Source organism: Polaromonas sp. LjRoot131, assembly GCF_964252805.1.
Taxonomy (GTDB): domain Bacteria; phylum Pseudomonadota; class Gammaproteobacteria; order Burkholderiales; family Burkholderiaceae_C; genus Polaromonas.
The window spans coordinates 534,919-553,663 of record NZ_CAXUPF020000001.1; the positions used below are offsets into that span (position 1 = coordinate 534,919).

The 18,745-nt window shown below is 64.5% G+C and carries 17 protein-coding genes; 7 read left to right on the forward strand and 10 right to left on the reverse strand.

The annotated features are described in order from the left end of the window. Positions 1–18 precede the first annotated feature (18 nt). Positions 19–1,311, reverse strand: a complete 1,293-nt coding sequence (gabT, locus tag ACSQ27_RS02570; protein ID WP_436153920.1) for a 4-aminobutyrate--2-oxoglutarate transaminase — start codon at positions 1,309–1,311, stop codon at positions 19–21. 182 nt (positions 1,312–1,493) lie between these two features. Here gabT and ACSQ27_RS02575 point away from each other — a divergent pair, with 182 nt between their 5' ends. Next, positions 1,494–2,909: a PLP-dependent aminotransferase family protein gene (locus ACSQ27_RS02575; RefSeq protein WP_436153921.1), complete on the forward strand. Its 1,416-nt coding sequence runs from the start codon at positions 1,494–1,496 to the stop codon at positions 2,907–2,909. A gap of 23 nt (positions 2,910–2,932) precedes the next feature. Here the strand turns inward: ACSQ27_RS02575 and ACSQ27_RS02580 are convergent, their stop codons facing one another. The 5 genes from ACSQ27_RS02580 to ACSQ27_RS02600 form a co-directional block, all read right to left on the reverse strand. Then, on the reverse strand, positions 2,933–3,616 hold the full coding sequence (locus ACSQ27_RS02580) for a GntR family transcriptional regulator (RefSeq protein ID WP_436153922.1): 684 nt from the start codon (positions 3,614–3,616) through the stop codon (positions 2,933–2,935). A 76-nt stretch (positions 3,617–3,692) separates the two neighbouring features. Then, positions 3,693–4,979, reverse strand: coding sequence for an FAD-dependent oxidoreductase (locus ACSQ27_RS02585; RefSeq protein ID WP_436153923.1), 1,287 nt, complete (start codon positions 4,977–4,979; stop codon positions 3,693–3,695). Next, complete coding sequence (locus tag ACSQ27_RS02590; RefSeq protein WP_436153924.1) at positions 4,976–5,254, reverse strand: 2Fe-2S iron-sulfur cluster-binding protein; 279 nt, start codon at positions 5,252–5,254, stop codon at positions 4,976–4,978. The genes ACSQ27_RS02585 and ACSQ27_RS02590 overlap by 4 nt, the downstream gene beginning before the upstream one ends. A 23-nt stretch (positions 5,255–5,277) precedes the next feature. After that, the gene (locus ACSQ27_RS02595; protein ID WP_436153925.1) at positions 5,278–6,411 is read right to left on the reverse strand and encodes a branched-chain amino acid ABC transporter substrate-binding protein; all 1,134 of its coding nucleotides are present in this window, start codon (positions 6,409–6,411) and stop codon (positions 5,278–5,280) included. 38 nt (positions 6,412–6,449) lie between these two features. Continuing rightward, positions 6,450–7,364, reverse strand: a complete 915-nt coding sequence (locus ACSQ27_RS02600; protein ID WP_436153926.1) for a dihydrodipicolinate synthase family protein — start codon at positions 7,362–7,364, stop codon at positions 6,450–6,452. A gap of 366 nt (positions 7,365–7,730) precedes the next feature. On the opposite strand from ACSQ27_RS02600, the gene alaS reads away from it, so the two are divergent. Then, on the forward strand, positions 7,731–10,355 hold the full coding sequence (gene alaS, locus ACSQ27_RS02605) for an alanine--tRNA ligase (protein WP_436153927.1): 2,625 nt from the start codon (positions 7,731–7,733) through the stop codon (positions 10,353–10,355). Positions 10,356–10,431: 76 nt separating this feature from the next. On the opposite strand, the gene egtD is transcribed toward alaS, so the two are convergent. Continuing rightward, complete coding sequence (gene egtD, locus ACSQ27_RS02610; protein ID WP_436153928.1) at positions 10,432–11,460, reverse strand: L-histidine N(alpha)-methyltransferase; 1,029 nt, start codon at positions 11,458–11,460, stop codon at positions 10,432–10,434. Positions 11,461–11,768: 308 nt separating this feature from the next. Here egtD and ACSQ27_RS02615 point away from each other — a divergent pair, with 308 nt between their 5' ends. The 5 genes from ACSQ27_RS02615 to ACSQ27_RS02635 all read left to right on the forward strand — a co-directional run bounded on the left by ACSQ27_RS02615 (position 11,769) and on the right by ACSQ27_RS02635 (position 15,248). Beyond that, entirely contained in the window at positions 11,769–12,206 is a 438-nt protein-coding gene (locus ACSQ27_RS02615) for a VOC family protein (protein ID WP_436153929.1), read from the forward strand. A gap of 14 nt (positions 12,207–12,220) precedes the next feature. After that, positions 12,221–12,766, forward strand: a complete 546-nt coding sequence (locus ACSQ27_RS02620; RefSeq protein ID WP_436153930.1) for a TlpA family protein disulfide reductase — start codon at positions 12,221–12,223, stop codon at positions 12,764–12,766. 102 nt (positions 12,767–12,868) lie between these two features. Beyond that, a complete protein-coding gene (locus ACSQ27_RS02625; protein ID WP_436153931.1) occupies positions 12,869–13,987 on the forward strand; it encodes a transglutaminase-like domain-containing protein in 1,119 nt (372 codons plus the stop codon). 133 nt (positions 13,988–14,120) lie between these two features. Beyond that, positions 14,121–14,507: a hypothetical protein gene (locus ACSQ27_RS02630; RefSeq protein WP_436153932.1), complete on the forward strand. Its 387-nt coding sequence runs from the start codon at positions 14,121–14,123 to the stop codon at positions 14,505–14,507. Positions 14,508–14,705: 198 nt separating this feature from the next. Continuing rightward, positions 14,706–15,248, forward strand: coding sequence for a DUF2867 domain-containing protein (locus ACSQ27_RS02635; protein WP_436153933.1), 543 nt, complete (start codon positions 14,706–14,708; stop codon positions 15,246–15,248). Positions 15,249–16,143: 895 nt separating this feature from the next. Here the strand turns inward: ACSQ27_RS02635 and ACSQ27_RS02640 are convergent. From ACSQ27_RS02640 to gluQRS, 3 genes are read right to left on the reverse strand one after another with little or no spacing between them, the layout of a single operon-like run. Then, entirely contained in the window at positions 16,144–17,031 is an 888-nt protein-coding gene (locus ACSQ27_RS02640) for an RluA family pseudouridine synthase (RefSeq protein ID WP_436153934.1), read from the reverse strand. A gap of 51 nt (positions 17,032–17,082) precedes the next feature. Further along, on the reverse strand, positions 17,083–17,838 hold the full coding sequence (trmB, locus tag ACSQ27_RS02645) for a tRNA (guanosine(46)-N7)-methyltransferase TrmB (protein ID WP_436153935.1): 756 nt from the start codon (positions 17,836–17,838) through the stop codon (positions 17,083–17,085). Next, a complete protein-coding gene (gene gluQRS / locus ACSQ27_RS02650; RefSeq protein ID WP_436153936.1) occupies positions 17,835–18,725 on the reverse strand; it encodes a tRNA glutamyl-Q(34) synthetase GluQRS in 891 nt (296 codons plus the stop codon). The genes trmB and gluQRS overlap by 4 nt, the downstream gene beginning before the upstream one ends. Positions 18,726–18,745 lie beyond the last annotated feature (20 nt).

Consider the following 18,745-nt stretch of genomic DNA (forward strand, 5'->3'; position numbering starts at 1 on the left):
CTGAGCTGGCCACGGAGATCAGCGCGATGCGGCGAAGCTGTCGGCCAGGATCTTCAGGCCTTCGTCCAGCAGCGTGTCGGGGGCCGTCAGGGGAACCAGGATCCGGATCACGTTGCCGTAGGTGCCGCAAGAGAGCAATATCAATCCGCGCCGGGCGGCTTCGCTCACCACGCGTTTGGTCAGTGCCGCGTCGGGACGGGCGGGGTCGCCGTTTTCAAAGAGCTCTATGGCCACCATGGCGCCCAGGCCACGGACGTCGCCGATGGCCGGCTCCTTCTCCGCGAGGGCGAGCAGGCCCCTGACCAGGTAGTTGCCCATGGTGTTGCTGCGGTCCAGGAGTTTTTCTGCTTCAAAAGCTTTGAGCACTGCCAGCGCCGCGGCGCAGCCGATCGGGCTGCCCGCGTAGGTGCCGCCCAGGCCGCCGGGGCCGGGGGCGTCCATGACCTCGGCGCGGCCGACCAGGCCCGAGATGGGGAAACCACCCGCCATGGATTTGGCGATGGCAATCAGGTCGGGCGCTACGGGCCACTGTTCGCTGGCATACCAGGTGCCTGTGCGGCCGGCGCCGGTCTGGACCTCGTCGGCGATCAGCAGGATGCCGTGCCGGTCGGCCAGCGCCTTCAGGCGGCTGATGAACTCGGGCGGGGCGATGTAAAAGCCTCCTTCGCCCTGCACCGGTTCAATGATGAAGGCCGCCACGCGCTCGGGCTCGACGTCGTTTTTGAGGATCTGCTCGACCGAATGCAGCGCCTGGTCAATGCTCACGCCGTGCAGCGCGTTGGGGTATTCCGCATGGAACACCTCGCCGGGGAAGGGGCCGAAGCCCAGCTTGTAGGGCGCCACCTTGCCGGTCATGCCCAGCGTCATGTTGGTGCGGCCGTGGTAGCCGCCCGTGAAGGCGATGATGCCGGGGCGCCTGGTGTAGGAGCGCGCGACCTTGACCGCGTTCTCGACGGCCTCGGCGCCGGTGGTCAGCAGCAGGGTCTTTTTGGCGAAATCGCCGGGCGCCAGCGCATTGAGTTTTTCCGCCAGCTCGACATAGGGCTCATAGGCGACCACCTGGAAGCAGGTGTGCGTGTAGAGCTCGAGCTGGGCCTTGACCGCGGCCATCACGCCGGCGTGGAGGTGGCCGGTGTTGAGCACGGCGATGCCGCCGGCGAAGTCGATGTAGCGGCGGCCCTCAACATCCCACAGCTCGGCGTTTTTCGCCCGGCTGACAAAAATCTCGTGTGCCTGGCCCACGCCGCGCGTCACGGCGGCTTGGCGGCGCACCATCAGGGCGGCGTTGCTGGAGGTCTGGTTTGGCTGCATGGTGAAGGTGATTTCAGGTTGGGGGAGGAAGATGGGTGGACTGTAGAAGTCCGTGACTGGCCCGTCCATGTACACCGCCGCGCTGTTTTCAGCACACTGTGCGGGTCTAGAATCCTGTACATGGATTCCCCAACCCGGTGCGTGAGGCCTGCGATGCACAATCTGGCTTTTTTGGTTTTTTGATGCTCACACTTCGCCCGGAACTGCAGACCCCCCTGGTGAGCCAGATCGTTGACGGCCTGCGGGGCATGATTGCCGGGCAGGCGCTGAAACCGGGCGTCAAGCTGCCTTCCATCCGCGGTTTTGCGGCCATGCACGGCGTCAGCGTCTTCACGGTGGTGGAGGCCTATGACCGCCTGGTGGCCCAGGGATGGCTGGTTTCCCGGGCCAATGCCGGGTTTTTCGTCAAGCGCAGGGGCGATGAGGGTGCATCGGGTGCGCCGTATGCGCAGCCCCCGCAGCCGAAATTCGACGCGCGCTGGTACCTCAAGCAGATATTCGAGAACCGCAACCTGCCGATGAAACCCGGTTGCGGCTGGTTGCCGCACGATTTCCTGTTCGGGGATGCGATCCGGCGCAGCATGCGGCACCTGTCGGCGGACGGCTCGTCGCTGGAAGGTTACGGCCTGCCTTATGGGCATATGGCGCTGCGCATGATCATCGCGGAGGCCCTGGCCGAAAACCAGATACCGGTCGAGGTGGACCAGGTGCTGCTGACGCAAGGCTCCAGCCAGGCGCTGGACCTGGTGGCCCGGCAACTCCTCAAACCGGGCGACACCGTGCTGGTGGACAACCCGGGCTATCCCAACCTGATGTTCATGCTGCGCTTCCTGGGCGCCAACCTGGTGGGAGTGCCGCGCACCCCCACGGGCTACGACCTCGCCGCGCTGGAGGCCTTGCTGGCCGAGCACAAACCCAAGGCTTTTTTCACGCAGCCCCGTTTGCAAAGCCCGACCTGCTCGATCGCCTCGGCGGCCCATCTGCACCGCTTGCTGCAACTGGCCGAGACGCACGGCTTCACGCTGGTGGAAAACGACATTTACGCCGACATGGACCCCACCTCGCGCTCCACGCTGGCCAGCCTGGACCAGCTGCAGCGCGTGGTCTACATCGGCAGCTTTTCCAAAACCATTTCCCCCAACCTGCGTGTGGGCTACCTGCTGGCCCGGGGTGAGCTGATCGAGGACCTGGCCCAGCTCAAGATGATTTCAGGGCTGACATCCTCCGACATCGCCGAGCGGCTGACCTTCGGGGTGGTCACCGACGGCCGCTGGCGCAAGCACCTCAAGTCGCTTCGCGAGAAGCTGGCCGCGGCGCATCGCAAGACCGAGAAGAACCTGAGCAGCCTGGGGTTTGAGCTCTTCCATGAGCCGGGGGCCGGCATGTATTTGTGGGCCCGGCACCCGGACCTGCCGGACGGCGCGGTCCTGTCCAAAGAGGCGACGCCGGAAGGCATCATGCTCGGCCCGGGACAGCTGTTCCTGCTGGAGCCCCATCCCACGGGCTGGCTGCGTTTTAACGTGGCGTTCTGCGACGACGAACGCATCTGGCGCTTTTTGGCCCAGCGGATCGAGCTGGGCCAGCAGGCGGCCCAGTAAAAGCCTGGCCCGCGCGTGCGGCCTCAGATTTCGATGACGCGCCTGGCGAAGCCTTCGAGGTAGTTCATGAGCTTGTTGGCGCCGAGCACGGCGGCGGCCTCGTCGCCGGTGGCGATGCCCTGGGCCAGCTCCATGTGAAAGCGCGCGCCTTCGGCGATCTCGCCCTCGTGCTGGTAGGCATACCAGAAGCGCCGGCACTGCACGATCAGCGGCACCACGCTCTTGACGGCCGAGCTGTTGCGGCAGGCCTCGTGGTTGACGAGGTCCAGCTCGTGGTCGGCCGCCATGTAGGCCTCCAGGTTGGCGCGCTCGGCGGCCTTGACCATCTTGGCCGCGCAGCCGACGATGGCCTTGCGCTGGGCCGCCGTGGCGCGCCGCGCCGAGCAGGCGGCGATCACGCCCTCGAGCACGCGCCGCGTGAGGATCACGTCCAGGTGGTCGGCCAGGTCGATGTTGGAGACCAGCAGGCCGCGCCGGGGCTGCTGCACGATCAGGCCGATGGAGACCATACGCAGCAGCGCCTCGCGCACGGGAGTGCGGCCCAGCTGGGTGCGCTGGGCCAGGTCGGACTCGACCACGGGCGCACCGGGCTGCAGCTGCAGGGTGGCGATCATCGCTTCAATCGCGTCGTAGGCGACGTCGGCGGCCCGGCGTTTGGCCGGCGGTTGGGGTGCGGTCGTGGGCAGGGGCATGGTGTGGTTGGGCATCTCGGCGTCGCAGCGGAAGCTTGCAGGCGCACTGCCAGCGCGAAGCCTACCACGGGGCTCCGGCCGCCGAATGTTTTCAGTCGGTGGGTGTGCTTGCCAGCGTGGCGATGCGCGCGGGCGACAGCGGCGGCCTGGGCGCGGGCGGCGTCCAGCCGAAAAGAACATGTGCCGCCGCGCCGCAGACGCGGCCCTGGCAGGCGCCCATGCCGCAGCGCGTGTGCAGCTTGGCTTCCGTCCAGCTACCGCAAGCGGCGAGCGCCGCCTGCGGCACGTCTTCGCAGCGGCAGACCAGGGTGTCGGGGCGCGCCAGGGTTTTGAGCGACGGGGCCAGCGTGAAGTGGCGCTGCAACTGGTCGGCGAAGGCCTGCCAGTGCGCGCGTTCCGGGCTGTGGTGATGCGCGGCGCCGGTGTTTTCGACGGCCGCATGGCCGGCGATGCGGCCCTGTGCGAGCGCGCGCTCACTGCCGCCCACGCCGGTGCATTCGCCGGCCGCGTAGACACCGGCCACGCTGGTCGCCTGCAGGCCATCCACCGCCAGCGCCCGCGCACCGCCGTGGTCCGGCGTGAGCGCGCAGCCCAGCAACTGGCCCAGCTCGGTGTTGGGCACCAGGCCGAAACCGCAGGCCACGCGTTCGCAGGCGATCTCGGTTTCGCGGCCGGCGTGCTGCAGCCGAACGGATTCGACGCGGCCCGCGCCCTGCGCGGAGACGATGCGGGTGCCGGTGCGGTAACGCGCGCTGGCCAGGCCCAGGGCCTGTGTTGCCTTGCCGGGCCAGCGCAGCAGCTGGGCCGCAAAGCCCGCGACCGATGCCAGGCCGGCCTGCTCGGCGATGCGCAGCACGCGCGCGCCGGCCTGGCGCGCCGTGGCGGCGGCCACCAGCAGCAAGGGGCCGCTGCCGGCGATGACGATGCGTTCGCCCGCGACCGGCAGGCCGGCCTTGACCAGGGCTTGCAAACCACCGGCGCCTGTGACGCCGGGAAGCGTCCAGCCCGGGAAGGGCAGCAGCAGTTCGCGCGCGCCCGTGCACAGGATCAATTTGTCATAAGGCTGCACCCAGCCTTGTGTGGCGTCTTCCAGCAGCAGTGCACCGGCGCCGGCCGGGCTGACGACGCGTGTGCCGCACAGCAGGCGCACGTTGGCGCAGCGCGCCAGTGCCTCGCGTAGGCGCAGCGCCTGCGGCGGCAGGTGGGCGCCCGGGCCGTCCCGCCAGATCTGGCCGCCGGGGGCCGGGTTGTCGTCCAGCAGCGTGATGCGGGCGCCGCTGGGCGCGGCGGCCAGCGCCGCGGCCAAGCCGGCCGGGCCTGCGCCGATGATCAATACATCGCAATATTCAATCGCCGTTGACGGGTTTTTGGCGTTCACCTTGCAGCCTCCACCACCATGCCGTCTTCGCAGTGCGTCTGGCAGGCCAGCCGGCGCAGGCCATCGATGTCGACGCGGCATTCCTGGCAGATGCCCATGCCGCAGAACGGCGCGCGGGCTTCGCCGTGCACGGAGCGGCGTGCGATGCCCATGTGCGCGGCATCGGCGATGCGCAGTGCCGCGGCCACGGAGGTCCCCGTCCTGACCGACAGCGGACTGCCGTTGACGTGGAGCGTCACGGTGCCTGGGTGCTCCCTGTGCGCTGCGTCGCTCATGGTGTTGCCCGTGATGGCCGTGTTCAGTAACTCGCCAACGCCGTGGGCTGGGCATTCCTGAACGTGAACACCGTGATGGGCGCCTGGGTCATATTGCCCTTGTCGTCATAGGTGTAGGTACCCGCAACGCCCTTGTAGCTGCCCTTGTAGATTTCGGCGCCGACCTTGGACACGTCGATGGAGTCGGCCTTGCGCATGGCCTCTCCGATCAGCATCGTCTGGTCATAGAAGGAAGCGCCGTAGGCGTCCGTATCGAGGTTGAAGCGCTTTTTGTATTTGGCCTTGAAGGCCGGTCCACCCGCGGCCTTTTCCAGCATGGAGCCGCCTTGCGCGCAAAAAACCGTGTCGTTGACCGCGTCGCCGCCGAGTTTGCCCATTTCGGGGCTGCAGAGCGTGTCGCCGCCCAGCAGCTTGGCGGGCAGGCCCAGCTGTTTCATCTGGCGCACCATGGGCGCAGCCTGCGGTGCGTAGCCGCCGAAGAAGATGGCTTCCGGTTTCTGCGCCTTGAGGTTGGTCAGGATGGAGAGGAAATCCACGGCCTTGTCGGTCGTGAACTCCTGCCCGACCACGGTGAGACCCTGTTTCTTGGCTTCCTTGACGAACTCTTCCGCAACGCCCTGGCCGAAGGCCGTGCGGTCGTCAATCACGCCGACCTTGCTGACCTTCAGGACCTTGGCGGCGTACACCGCCATGCTGGATCCGATCTGTGTGTCGCTGGCAATGATGCGGAACAGGTTTTTGTAGCCTCCCTGGGTGACCTTGGGGTTGGTGCCGACTGTCGACATCATGGTGCCGCCTTCGCTGTACACCCGTGATGCGGGAATCGCAACGCCCGAGCAATAGGGGCCCATGACGTACTTCACTTTGCTGTCAACGAGTTTTTGGGCCGCGTTGACGCCGGCCTTGGCGTCGCACTGGTCGTCCTCCGACTGCAGTTCGAACTTGAGTGTCTTGCCGCCCACCACTATTTTTTTGGCGTTGAGTTCTTCGACCGCCAGGCGGACACCGTTTTCATTGTCCTTGCCGGCGAACGCGTTCGGCCCCGAAAGCGGGCCGGTGTGGCCGATGGCCACGACCTGTTCCTGGGCCTGTGCCGCTGAAGCCAGCGCGATGGCGGCGATGCCGACAAGAGAAACGATGCTGTTGCGATGTGTCATGGGTGTCTCCTCGATGCGGGTTGCGGGGTTGGAAAAATTTACGGGGCGGACTGGTACTGCGCCGGCCTCGTGGCCAGGGCTTTTTTGACGACGGCTTCGACGAATTCGCGCTCGGCGCCTATCAGCGGCAGGCGAGGGCGGCGCATGTGCTCGGTGCCCACGCCGACCAGGGCGTCGATGAGCTTGAGGTTTTGCACCAGCTTGGTGGACACGTCCAGGTGCAGCATGGGCGTCATCCACTGGTAAAGCTTGAGCGCTTCGGCGAATTTGCCGGCCTTCATGAGGTCATACAGCGCCACGGTCTCGCGCGGGAAGGCGCAGCCCACGCCGGCCAGCAGGCCGTCGCAGCCCAGCGCCAGGCCTTCATAGGCCAGGTCGTCCACGCCGAGGAAGAGCTGGTAGCGCTCGCCCACCGTGTTGCGCAGGTCGGTGATGCGGCGGATGTTGTCGGTGCTCTCCTTGATGGCGACCAGCCATTCGCAGTCGGCCAGCTCGGCCATGTGCTCGGGCTTCAGGTCGACCCGGTAGGCGACCGGGTTGTTGTAGATCATCAGCGGCTTGCGCGCGGCTTCGGCCATGGTGCGCACGTTGAGCATGGCTTCGCGCGCGTCGGCCACGTAGATCACCGAGGGCATGACCATGAAGCCGTCGACGCCGAGCTGGTTGGCGCCGGCGATATAGCGCAGCGCCTCGCGGGTGCTGGTTTCCGAGACGTTGGCCAGCACCGGCACGCGGCCCTTGCTGGCGTCCAGGGCGATTTTGGCGACCTGGAGCTTTTCCTCCAGCGATAGCGTGCTGGCCTCGCCCAGCGAACCGCAGGTCACCAAGCCGTGGATGCCGTTGCGGATCTGGAAGTCGATGTGCCGGGCGGTGCCCTCGGCGTCGATGCTTTCGTCGGCGTGGAATTTGGTGGTGATGGCGGGAAAAATGCCTTGCCAGCGGGGATTGTTCAAGGGAGTGCTCCTGAGGACGGGGTTAAAATTGGATGGATGTAAATATATTAAGAAGATATTTGAGTTATCTTTATAGGGTATTAAGCAGCTTGCATGCCAGCTTTTTTCGGGGTAAAGGAGGGTTGAAAGCGGATTTCCAGCGCCGGAATGCGGCGTGCGTTTCGCCCCCGTGCCAAGGCGGTGCGCAAGGGCACCGCCTTGATGCGCGGGCCCCGCGGGGCGATCGCCCCGAGGCGGGGCTGCCGCAGGGGCCCCAAGCCTATAATCAAATGTTCAAGTAAATCAAGCGCTTAGGTGGGTTCGACGCAGTGGGTACGACCTTGAGGTCGCCGGCGGACGGCCACCTTGCCAACCCCAAATCCCAAGATGAGCCAGCCCACCTTTACCGTCGCCGACATCCGCAAGACCTTCCTCGATTTCTTCGCGTCCAAGGGCCACACCGTGGTGCCTTCCAGCTCACTGGTGCCGGGCAACGACCCGACGCTGATGTTCACCAATTCCGGCATGGTGCAGTTCAAGGACGTGTTCCTCGGCACCGACAAGCGCCCCTATGTGCGCGCCGCGTCCGTCCAGGCCTGCCTGCGCGCCGGCGGCAAGCACAACGACCTGGAAAACGTGGGCTACACCGCGCGCCACCACACCTTCTTCGAGATGCTGGGCAACTGGAGCTTCGGCGACTACTTCAAGCGCGAGTCGCTCAAGTGGGCCTGGGAACTGCTGACCGTGGTTTACAAGCTGCCGCCCGAGCGCCTGCTGGCCACGGTGTATGAAGAAGACGACGAGGCCTACGACATCTGGACCAAGGAGATCGGCCTGCCGCCCGAACGCGTCATCCGCATCGGCGACAACAAGGGCGGCCGCTACAAGTCCGACAACTTCTGGATGATGGCCGACACCGGCCCTTGCGGCCCCTGCTCGGAAATCTTCTATGACCACGGCGACCACATCCCCGGCGGCCCGCCCGGCAGCCCCGGTGAAGACGGCGACCGCTTTATCGAGATCTGGAACAACGTGTTCATGCAGTTCGACATGGCGGCCGACGGCAGCGTCACCAAGCTGCCCGCGCCCTGCGTGGACACCGGCATGGGCCTGGAGCGCCTGGCCGCCATCCTGCAGCACGTGCACAGCAATTACGAGATCGACATCTTCGAAGCGCTGATCAAGGCCGCCAGCCGCGAAACCGGCGAGAAGGACCTGGGCAACAAGTCGCTGTTCGTCATCGCCGACCACATCCGTGCCACCGCCTTCCTGGTCAGCGACGGCGTCAACCCGTCCAACGAAGGCCGCGGCTACGTGCAGCGCCGCATCATCCGCCGCGCCATCCGCCACGGCTACAAGCTGGGCAAGAAGACGCCGTTCTTCCACAAGCTGGTGGCTGACCTGGCCCGGCTGATGGGCGACGCCTATCCCAAGCTCAGGACCGACGAAGCCCGCATCACGGCTGTGCTCAAGGCTGAGGAAGAGCGCTTCTTTGAAACGCTGGAAATCGGCATGACCATCCTGGACACGGCGCTGGCGGGCGGCGCCAAGGTGCTGCCGGGCGACGTGGCCTTCAAGCTGCACGACACCTATGGCTTCCCGCTGGACCTCTCGGCCGACGTTTGCCGCGAGCGCGGCGTCGAGGTCGATGAGGCCGGTTTCAAGGCCGCGATGGACAAGCAGAAGAACCAGGCGCGCGCGGCAGGCAAGTTCAAGATGGACCGCGCGCTGGAATACACCGGCGGCGGCAACACCTTCACCGGCTACGAGCTGCTCGAAGAGCCCGCCAAGGTGGTGGCGCTTTACGCCGACGGCGTGGCCGTGCAGGCCCTCAACGCCGGGCAAAACGGCGTGGTCGTTCTGGACACCACGCCTTTCTACGCTGAAAGCGGCGGCCAGGTCGGCGACCAGGGCCGCATCACCGCCGCCGGCGCCGGCTTCGCGGTGGATGACACGCTCAAGATCCGGGCCGATGTGTTCGGCCACCATGGGGTGCAGGAAGAGGGCACGCTGAAAGTCGGCGATGCGGTGACGGCACAGGTCAACACGGCGGTACGTGCCGCCACCGTGCGCAACCACAGCGCCACGCATTTGATGCACAAGGCTTTGCGCGAAGTGCTGGGCGAGCACGTGCAGCAAAAGGGTTCACTCGTAAACGCCGAGCGCACGCGCTTTGACTTTGCACACAACGCGCCCGTCACCGACGCGCAGATCCGCGAGATCGAGGCCCGTGTCAACGCCGAAATCCTTTCCAACGTGGCAACCGATGCCACCGTGATGGCCATGGAAGATGCGCAGAAATCCGGCGCAATGATGCTCTTCGGCGAAAAGTACGGTGAGACCGTGCGCGTGCTGACGATCGGCTCCAGCAAAGAGCTCTGCGGTGGCGTTCACGTCAAACGTACCGGCGACATCGGCCTCTTCAAGATCGTCGCCGAAAGCGGCGTGGCGGCGGGTGTGCGGCGCGTGGAAGCCGTGACCGGCGAGAACGCGCTGGCCTACCTGCAGTCGCTCGAATCCACGGTGCAGGCCGCGGCCGGCTCGCTCAAGGCCAGCCCTTCGGAACTGCAGGGCCGCATCGGCCAGGTGCTGGACCAGGTCAAGCTGCTCGAGAAAGAAATCGCCGCGCTCAAGGGCAAGCTGGCGTCCTCGCAAGGCGATGAATTGCTCACGCAGGCGGTGGACGTCAAGGGCCTCAAGGTGCTGGCCGCGAAGCTCGAAGGCGCCGATGCCAAGACGCTGCGCGACACCATGGACAAGCTCAAGGACAAACTCAAGACAGCCGTCATCGTGCTGGCCGCGGTAGACGGCGACAAGGTGCAGATCGCTGCGGGCGTAACAGCCGACAGCGTCGGCAAGGTCAAGGCAGGCGAGCTGGTGAACTTTGTGGCCCAGCAAGTGGGCGGCAAGGGCGGCGGCAAGGCCGACATGGCCATGGCCGGCGGCACCGATGCGTCCAAGCTGGGCGATGCGCTGAAGTCGGTGCAGGGCTGGGTGGCCGAACGCGCCTGACGACCTTCCGCTTTAAAAAACATCAAGGCCGGTTTCCTGAGGGAAACCGGCCTTTTTATTTACTTGGGCGAAGGCGCTAGACCGCGGCCCAGAACACCGCGAACCAGTTGTTCGGATCGGTCCAGTACTCCACGTGTTTGAAACCGGCCTGCCGCAGCAGCGCCGTCATGCCATCCACCGTGTACTTGTAGGAGCATTCGGTGTGGATGCGCTCCCCTGCCTTGAAGCGGCGCTCATGGCCAGGCCAGCGCACCGCCAGGTCGCAGGCGGCTTCCAGGTGCATCTCGATGCGCGACTCGGCGGCATTGAACAGCGCCACATGGCGCCATTGCCGCACGTCAAAGTTCGCGCCCAGCAAACCGTTGATGTTGAGCAGCAGGTTTTTGTTGAAGGCGCCCGTCACGCCCAGTGCATCGTCATAAGCGGCCTCCAGGCGCGCCGTGTCTTTCACCAGATCTATGCCCAACAGCAGCCCGCGCGCCTTGCCCTGCGCCGGGTCGGCGATGTGCTGCAGGAATTGCAGGGCCTGCGCGGGGTGGAAGTTGCCCAGGCTGGAGCCGGGATAGAAAAACACACGCTCATGCGACTGGACTTCCTCGGGCAGGGCCAGCCCGGCCGAGAAGTCCATGCCCAGGCCGACGATGTCCAGCGCCGGAAAACTGTTTTGCACCTGCTCGGCGGCGTCGCGCAAAAAATCGACGGAGATGTCGACGGGCACGTACTGGCGCGGCTGCAGGTGGGGGATCAGCGTGACGGCCTTGGCGCAGTTGCCCGCGCCCAGGTCGATCAGGCAGGGCCTCTTGATGCCCGCGTCGGCCAGCGTCGCGGCGATAGGCCCATGCGCCGCCTCGAAGATGCCGGCTTCGGTCCGCGTGGGGTAGTACTCATCCAGGCCGGTGATGGCTTCGAAGAGCCTGGAGCCCAGTTCGTTGTAGAAAAATTTGGGCGACACATGGGCCGCCGCGGCCAGCAGTCCGTGCGTCAGCTCCTGCGTCGTCGCGTGCACCGCCTGCCCGTCGCTGTCCGGACGGTAGAGGGCGATGAATTGCGGCGAGGCGGGAGGCAGCTGGAGCGAGAGGGCCGAGATGTTGAGTGGGAGGTTCAAGATTCGCCTTGGCTACGGTTATTTGGTTATGTCGTTATGACGTTAGATTTAAAAGCCGTTTGGAAAGGACGTTTGTAGGACTGAATCGCTTTGGGTGCAAGAGTCCTTGTGCCATTTCCCGCCCTATATAGGGTTTGCGGTGGGCACAGGGGCCAGGATGCCCCCTGACGCCCGCCTTTTGGTCGCCGCAGGCTGCGGTTTCTTACAAAAAGTAAAAAAGTCAGATGACCGGTGCCTTCGCTTTCAAGATCAGTGAGGTGGTTACAGTGGAGGTATCTTTATCCCCTCACGCCCACTGAGAACACCCCATGACCACACCCCACGCCACCGCCGCCATTCCTTTTCACCTCGCATTTCCGGTTCATGACATCGCTGAGGCACGCCGGTTCTACGGCGGTGTGCTGGGCTGCCCCGAAGGCCGCAGTTCCAAGGAATGGGTGGACTTCAATTTTTACGGCCACCAGATCGTGGCCCACCTCGCACCGGACGAATGCGGCCACAAGCAGACCAGCCCGGTAGACGGCCATGACGTTCCGGTACGCCACTTCGGCGCGGTGCTGCCCATGCCGGTATGGGAAGCGCTGGCCGCCAAGCTCACGGCCGCAGGCACCGCTTTCGTGATCGAGCCGCATATCCGCTTCAAGGGCGAACCCGGCGAACAGGCCACCATGTTTTTCCTGGATCCGTCCGGCAATGCCCTTGAATTCAAGGCCTTCGCGACGCTGGAAAACCTCTTCGCCAAATAAACCGGCTCCCGTTCATGTCCCTGGCGATTCCTTCCCGCCGCCAATTCCTGCAGGCTGCAATCACGGCAAGCGCCGGCGCTGCCTGGCTCCAAGCTCGAGGGCAGGGCCTGACAGGCCCGGCCTATGAGGTCGGCCCCTGGGCCGGCCCGGTGTCGGCCCTCGGGCTGGTCGACACCACCGGCAAGACCTGGCAACCCGCCGACCTGCGCGGCCGTGCCGTGCTGCTGAATTTCTGGGCCAGCTGGTGTGAGCCCTGCCGTGCCGAGATGCCCACGCTGCAACAGGTCGCCGACTTTTACGGGCCCGACAAGCTGCTGGTGCTGGCGATCAACTTCAAGGAGCCGGCCGCACGCGCCTTGCAGTTCGCCAAAACCACTGGCGTGACGCTGCCCGTGCTGCTGGACCTCAAGGGCGAGGCGGCCCGCCGCTGGGGTGTGAAGGTGTTCCCGACGACGCTGATGATGGACAGCGTGGGCCGGCCGCGCCTGCGCGTGAAGGGGGAGGTCGACTGGACCGGGCCTACGGCCGAAAAGCTGATTGCGGGCCTGCTTAAGCCCTGAGCTTGCCTGAGGCGGGCAGGGGCGATAATCGCGGCTTGGCATCCCGGGGCATCTTTACCTGCCTCGGTGCACGCCGCCCTCACCCCATCCCGGAGATCCTGAATGACCACCGTACGCCGAGCCTTTCTGAAAAACGGCGCTGCCGCCGCCATGGCAGCCGCATTGCCTTCCCTCAACTTCGCCCAGACGGCCCCCGCGCCCAGCCGCAGCCACTTCGCGCCCCAAAGCGGCGCCTGGCGCACGTTTGACGTGACCACGCGCGTGGACATCGTCAAGCCGCAAGGCCTGACCAAAGTCTGGCTGCCGATTCCTTCGGTCAACAGCGACTACCAGCATTCGCTGGGCAACAGCTTCTCGAGCAACGGCAGCACGCAGCTGGCGCAGGACGGCCGCGACGGCGCGAAGATGCTCTATGTTGAATTCCCCGCCAGCGAAACCAAACCCTATGTGGAACTGACCAGCCGCGTGCAGACCCAGGGACGGGCCATTGACTGGTCGCAGAAAACCGCCGCGGCTGAAAGCGCCGACACGCTGCGCTACTTCACCCGCCCGACCACGCTGATCCCGACCGACGGCATCGTGCGCAAGACCGCGCTGGCGGCGACGCAAGGCGCGAAGACCGACGTCGAGAAAGCGCAGAAGCTGTATGACTGGATCGTCGCCAACACCTACCGCGAACCCAAGGTGCGCGGCTGCGGCGAAGGCGACATCAAGACCATGCTGGAAACCGGCAACCTGGGCGGCAAGTGCGCCGACCTGAACGCGCTGTTCGTCGGCCTGTGCCGCTCGGTCGGCCTGCCGGCGCGCGACGTCTACGGTATCCGCCTGGTGCCTTCGGCCTTCGGCTACAAGGAACTCTCGGGCAACCCGGCCAGCCTCAAGGGCGCACAACATTGCCGCTCCGAGGTCTACCTCAAGGGCCACGGCTGGGTGGCGATGGACCCTGCCGACGTCGCCAAGGTCATGCGCCTGGAAACCGCCGACTGGATCAAGACCACCAGCAACCCGGTGGTCGCACCCGTCAACAAGGCGCTGTTCGGTGGCTGGGAAGGCAACTGGATGGCCTACAACACCGCGCACGACCTGGCCCTGCCGAAGTCGGCCGGCGAGAAGCTGGGCTTTTTTATGTACCCGATTGGCGAGAACGCCGCCGGGCGCTTTGATTCCTACGCGCCTGACGATTTCAAGTACCAGATCACTGCAAAAGAGATCAAGGCTTAACGCGTCCCTGCGGCATGGAGCCTTAAAGGGCTGTTGATGCAGGAGAGCCGTGAGGAGTTCCTGCACAACCGAATGCCGGCGCAAGGATCAGTGACAATGCGAGGCAAATCTAAACCTACTTGAGGGATGCAATATGCGTAAAACTGCTTTAATCCTGTCGCTTGCCGCCGTCGTTATGTTGCATGGCTGTGCGGCCCGGTCGTCCTCTAGCGCTCTCGCATCCGCCGAGCCGATGTGGGCCGGGCCGGTTCTTGTTTCCCAGGCATCTATTCCTGCCGGAATTGAGTACAAGGTGATCGGTTCGGTTCGTGCCAACGCTCGGGTGGGTTACGACAGTGCAGCGCTCTTGTACCCTCTGCTCGCTGCCGAGGCGAAGAAGCTCGGCGCCAACGCCGTGGTAAGCACCACTGGAGGCCGCAGAGTCACCGCGTTTTCTTGGGCAGCGGCATACGTGGAGGGAACAGCGGTAAAGGTGCAGGATCCTGAGAAGCTCAAAGGCTTGACCGGCTCGTATCACTGATCGTCTTGGACGCTCTGCCTAAGTTGAGGTTTCTTGATTGCTTCGATCCTCTGAAGGTGCAATTGTGCTGCTGCCTAACAGGTCAATCGATACGGACGTCATCGCGGCAGGCTTCGCCTGCCTATGTGCCGCCGGTCAACTCCGGCGTTAGGCGGCACATGAAACTGTGCCTCACGTTAGACCTCAGAAAGCCCATCCATGCCAAGCAAATTCACGCCAGTAAAGCAGGTTGCCATCCCGTTGCAGTCTGCCGTCGCGACCGCATTCAAGTCGGTGAATCTCGCGGACGCATTTTCGATTCAACTTCCTTCTGACGCCTCTATTGATCCAGATGTCTTGGCCCGGTTCATCTTCTCAGTGCAGCCATCCTGGATCGGAGCGCTCCTCAACGTCCGGGATGCAATCGTTTCAGGGCTTGGTCTGAAGACCGCCAAACACCTCGCAACGCTCTCAAGTGACGCCACGGTCCCCCGCATCAGCATCTTCAGGGTCTTTGGCACGAGCGAAACTGAGGTCGTTCTAGGCGAGAACGATAAGCATCTTGACTTCCGGGTGTCAATTCTTTGTACACCAGGTTCATCGCCAGATACCGGTAACCAACTGACCCTGTCAACCGTCGTTCACTGCCACAACCTTTTGGGCCGAACCTACTTGTCGGTCATTGCTCCCTTCCATCGCCAGGTGGTGAAAGCCAGTCTTCGTCGTGCTGCAAACCTTGGGTGGCCCAAGGCAAGTGCGTAGAGGCACGTTATGCGTTTCGAAACCAGCCGCTTTGCCCCTTTTGCGTCCTTAGTCTGCTTAGCCGCGGTCCTGGGAGCCTGCTCTTGGGGTGCCCCGCCAAATGAGAGGCGTGGCCCAGTCCTGCCGCTGGCTGAAGGCGGATATCTTTTCAGCTTTAAACGTTCGAACGTAGATGCACTAAGTTTGCAGCGGCCAGTTGCAGTAGAACTCTATCTGCGGGGCAACCAGCTCATGCCAGTTGAGTGCAAGGATGGAATCTCTGTACTTAAGAGCGGAGATACGGAAAACGGCAACGGTTGGGCGACCTTTGTTTGTCGTTAGTAAAGGAGCGCTGATGGTGTACGGAGTCACGCATAACATGGCAATCGACACTGATCCGCAACAGCAGGAGGCGGTTTCGCCGCATGTATTGGTGGTCCGGTCATTTTTACGCTGCGCGCGTTCCTGGCGCAATGCGCCGGTAGATTTACGTTAGGCCAACACATGAAGAGACCCATTAGCCTTGTAGTGATCGCGTCCGCATTGCTGTGTGCGTGCGATGGCAGCATGAGAATTCGTGGCGAGGCGCCAGAAGACGCTTCGTGCGTTCTAACCTTAACCGACCAAACCACTGGTCGTGTAGCCAACAGTTTTACGGTGTCCGGGCAATTCAGCCACGGCATCTTCTTCCCTGGCACTTGGCGCGCACCACCTGTGACTCTCGATGCAATATGTAGCGGGAAGCTTGTAAGAACCGTTCCGAACCCCGCCCTTGGGGAGGTTAATCTTGGTCAAATTGGGCCCTGATCTCTCAAAATCGCCTGACGGGTTGTTCAAGCGGGTATCAACGTGCTTCGCACGTCGTCATGCACCGGGTCATGATCTGCTCGGCTTGGCGGACATATACAAGGCCCGATCAAAGCGGTAGGTCCCGCAGCACCAACCGGCTTTCAAAGCGTCGCTGCTCACCCGTTACGGGGTCCACGAACGCAATGGATTTGGCCAGCAGTTGCAGCGGATAGCGGTAATCGTCGTCCGGCGTGTGGTCCACCGGCGGGTACATGCGGTCATTCAGCAGCGGCAGGCCAAGCGCATTCATGTGCACGCGCAGCTGGTGCTTCTTGCCCGTTACCGGGCTGAGGGCATACAGCGCATGGTCGCCGCGCACCTCGATGACATCGACCTGCGTATGGCTGTTGGGCTCACCCTCTACCTCACGTTGCCGGAAGAAGGGCTCGTCTTCCACGATGCGGCTTTTGCGCGTGAGGGGAAAGCCGATGTCGCCGCGCCATGGCGCCACGGCTTCGTAATGCTTGGTCACTTCATGCCGGCGAAACAGTGACTGGTAGGCATCGCGCTCAGCTGGGTTGACCGAGAACAGCACCAGGCCTGCGGTTTCGCGGTCGATGCGGTGGATCGGTACCAAGCCGTCGATGCCGAGCTTGTTCTTCAGGCGCACCAGCAGCGTCTCCTGCAGGTAGCTGCCCGAGGGCGTGACGGGCAAAAAGTGCGGTTTGTCGGCTACCACCAGGTGTTCGTCCTGGAACAGCACGGTCTCTTCAAACGGGATGCGGGGTTCTTCGTCCAGTGCGCGGTAGTAGTACACACGCATGTGGCCACGGTAGGGGCGTTCGGCCGTGACGGCTTCGCCGAATTCATCGACCACCAGGCCATCCTGCATGCGCTGCAGCCATATCTCGCGCGAGATGGCCGGGAAGCGCTCCACCAGGAAATCAGTGATGCTGGGCCAGTTGCCCGCCGGCAGCCCGACGCAACTAGGGCTAATGCCGGCCCGCGTTGGCATACCGTGAAGTCCGAGTCGGGGTGTCTTGCTCACACCCGCACAGCCGGGAGATCAGGCACGCACAAACACGACGTCCCAGACGCCGTGGCCCAGTTTGATGCCGCGATTTTCAAATTTGGTCAAAGGCCGGTAGGCCGGCTTGGGTGCATAGCCACCGGCGCTGCCGTCCGCGGTGTTTTTCAGCAGGGGTTCGGCGGCCAAGACCTCCAGGATCTGCTCGGCATAAGGCTGCCAATCGGTGGCGCAGTGCAGGTAGCCACCGGGCTTGAGGCGGGCCGCCAGCTTGGCGACCAGCGGCGCCTGGATCAGGCGGCGCTTGTTGTGCCGTTTTTTGTGCCAGGGGTCGGGAAAGAAAATATGCACGCCGTCCAGGCTGGCCGGCGGGAGCATGTTGTCTATCACTTCAACGGCGTCGTGCTGCAGGATGCGGATGTTGGCCAGGCCCTGTTCGCTGATACGCTTGAGCAGCGCGCCCACGCCCGGCGTGTGCACCTCGCAGCACAGGAAGTTTTTCTCGGGCATCAGTCCAGCGATGTGGGCCGTTGCCTCGCCCATGCCGAAGCCTATCTCGAGGATGGTGGGCGCTGAACGCTGGAAGACGGCCTCGAAGTTCGCCGGCTCAGCTTGGTAGGGCAGCAGGAACTGCGGGCCCACGTCGGCAAAGGCCTTGGCCTGGCCGATGGTGGTGCGGCCGGTGCGCCGCACAAAGCTGCGGATGTTGCGGGGGGCGCCCGTCTCGGCGGCCGCGCCTTCGGCGGGCTGGTCGGGGAGGGTGGCGGGCGGGGTGGGGGAGTTGGTATCTGTCACCGCTTGATTTTAAGTCGCTCCGCCCACAGCGGTACGGCTTGCTGCAACCAGTCCTGCGTCGTGGCGGCACTGGCCAGCCATGGCAGGCCGAGAACGGCGCCCGCCTGCCGCAGCAGGGTGAGCGGCTCGCCGGTGTCCAGGGCCTGTGCGCCGTTCTGTTTGGAGAGCTTTTCGCCGTTGGCACCCAGCACCAGCGGCGTGTGCAGGTAACGCGGCAGCGGCAGACCCAGCGCGCGCTCCAGCAGGATTTGTCGCGCCGTGTTGTCGGCCAGGTCCTCGCCGCGCACGATGTCCGTGATGCCCTGAGCCGCGTCGTCGACCACCACGGCCAGCTGGTAGGCCCACAGGCCGTCTGCGCGCTTGAGCACGAAGTCGCCGACCTCGTGGGCCACGTCCTGCGATTGCGGGCCCAGCAGGCGGTCTTGCCAGCTGACAGGCGCATGCGCTTGCGTGTCCAGCCGCCAGGCGCGCGCGGGTCGGCCGTGCAGGCCGCCGCGGCAGGTGCCGGGATAAACCAGTTCGCCGTGGCGTTCGCGCGCCTGCCCTGAAGCCGCCAGTGCGCGGGCAATGTCCAGGCGCGTGCAGGCACAAGGGTAGGCCAGCCCGCGGGCTATCAGTGAATCCAGCGCCTGCTGGTACAAATCGCCGCGCTTTGACTGGTACACAGGCGGCTCGTCAGGCACCAGGCCGCATTGGGCCAGTTGTTCAAGAATGAGGTGGTCTGCGCCCGGCACGCAGCGCTGCGTGTCCACGTCCTCGATGCGAACCAGCCAGCGGCCCTGGTGCGCGCGCGCATCGAGCCAGCTGGCCAGGGCGGCTACCAGGGAGCCGGTATGCAGCGGTCCGGTTGGAGAAGGGGCGAAACGGCCCCGGTATTCGGCGCCCACGCCGGTTTTGCTCCCGGTGT

Coding starts and splice junctions, on each gene's coding strand:
- ACSQ27_RS02575 (WP_436153921.1), top strand. CDS start 1,494: ATGCTCACACTTCGCCCGGAACTGCAGACCCCCCTGGTGAGCCAGATC.
- ACSQ27_RS02630 (WP_436153932.1), top strand. CDS start 14,121: ATGCGTAAAACTGCTTTAATCCTGTCGCTTGCCGCCGTCGTTATGTTG.
- ACSQ27_RS02620 (WP_436153930.1), top strand. CDS start 12,221: ATGTCCCTGGCGATTCCTTCCCGCCGCCAATTCCTGCAGGCTGCAATC.
- ACSQ27_RS02640 (WP_436153934.1), bottom strand. CDS start 17,031: ATGCCAACGCGGGCCGGCATTAGCCCTAGTTGCGTCGGGCTGCCGGCG.
- ACSQ27_RS02590 (WP_436153924.1), bottom strand. CDS start 5,254: ATGAGCGACGCAGCGCACAGGGAGCACCCAGGCACCGTGACGCTCCAC.
- ACSQ27_RS02615 (WP_436153929.1), top strand. CDS start 11,769: ATGACCACACCCCACGCCACCGCCGCCATTCCTTTTCACCTCGCATTT.
- ACSQ27_RS02595 (WP_436153925.1), bottom strand. CDS start 6,411: ATGACACATCGCAACAGCATCGTTTCTCTTGTCGGCATCGCCGCCATC.
- ACSQ27_RS02625 (WP_436153931.1), top strand. CDS start 12,869: ATGACCACCGTACGCCGAGCCTTTCTGAAAAACGGCGCTGCCGCCGCC.
- ACSQ27_RS02635 (WP_436153933.1), top strand. CDS start 14,706: ATGCCAAGCAAATTCACGCCAGTAAAGCAGGTTGCCATCCCGTTGCAG.
- gabT (WP_436153920.1), bottom strand. CDS start 1,311: ATGCAGCCAAACCAGACCTCCAGCAACGCCGCCCTGATGGTGCGCCGC.
- alaS (WP_436153927.1), top strand. CDS start 7,731: ATGAGCCAGCCCACCTTTACCGTCGCCGACATCCGCAAGACCTTCCTC.
- ACSQ27_RS02580 (WP_436153922.1), bottom strand. CDS start 3,616: ATGCCCAACCACACCATGCCCCTGCCCACGACCGCACCCCAACCGCCG.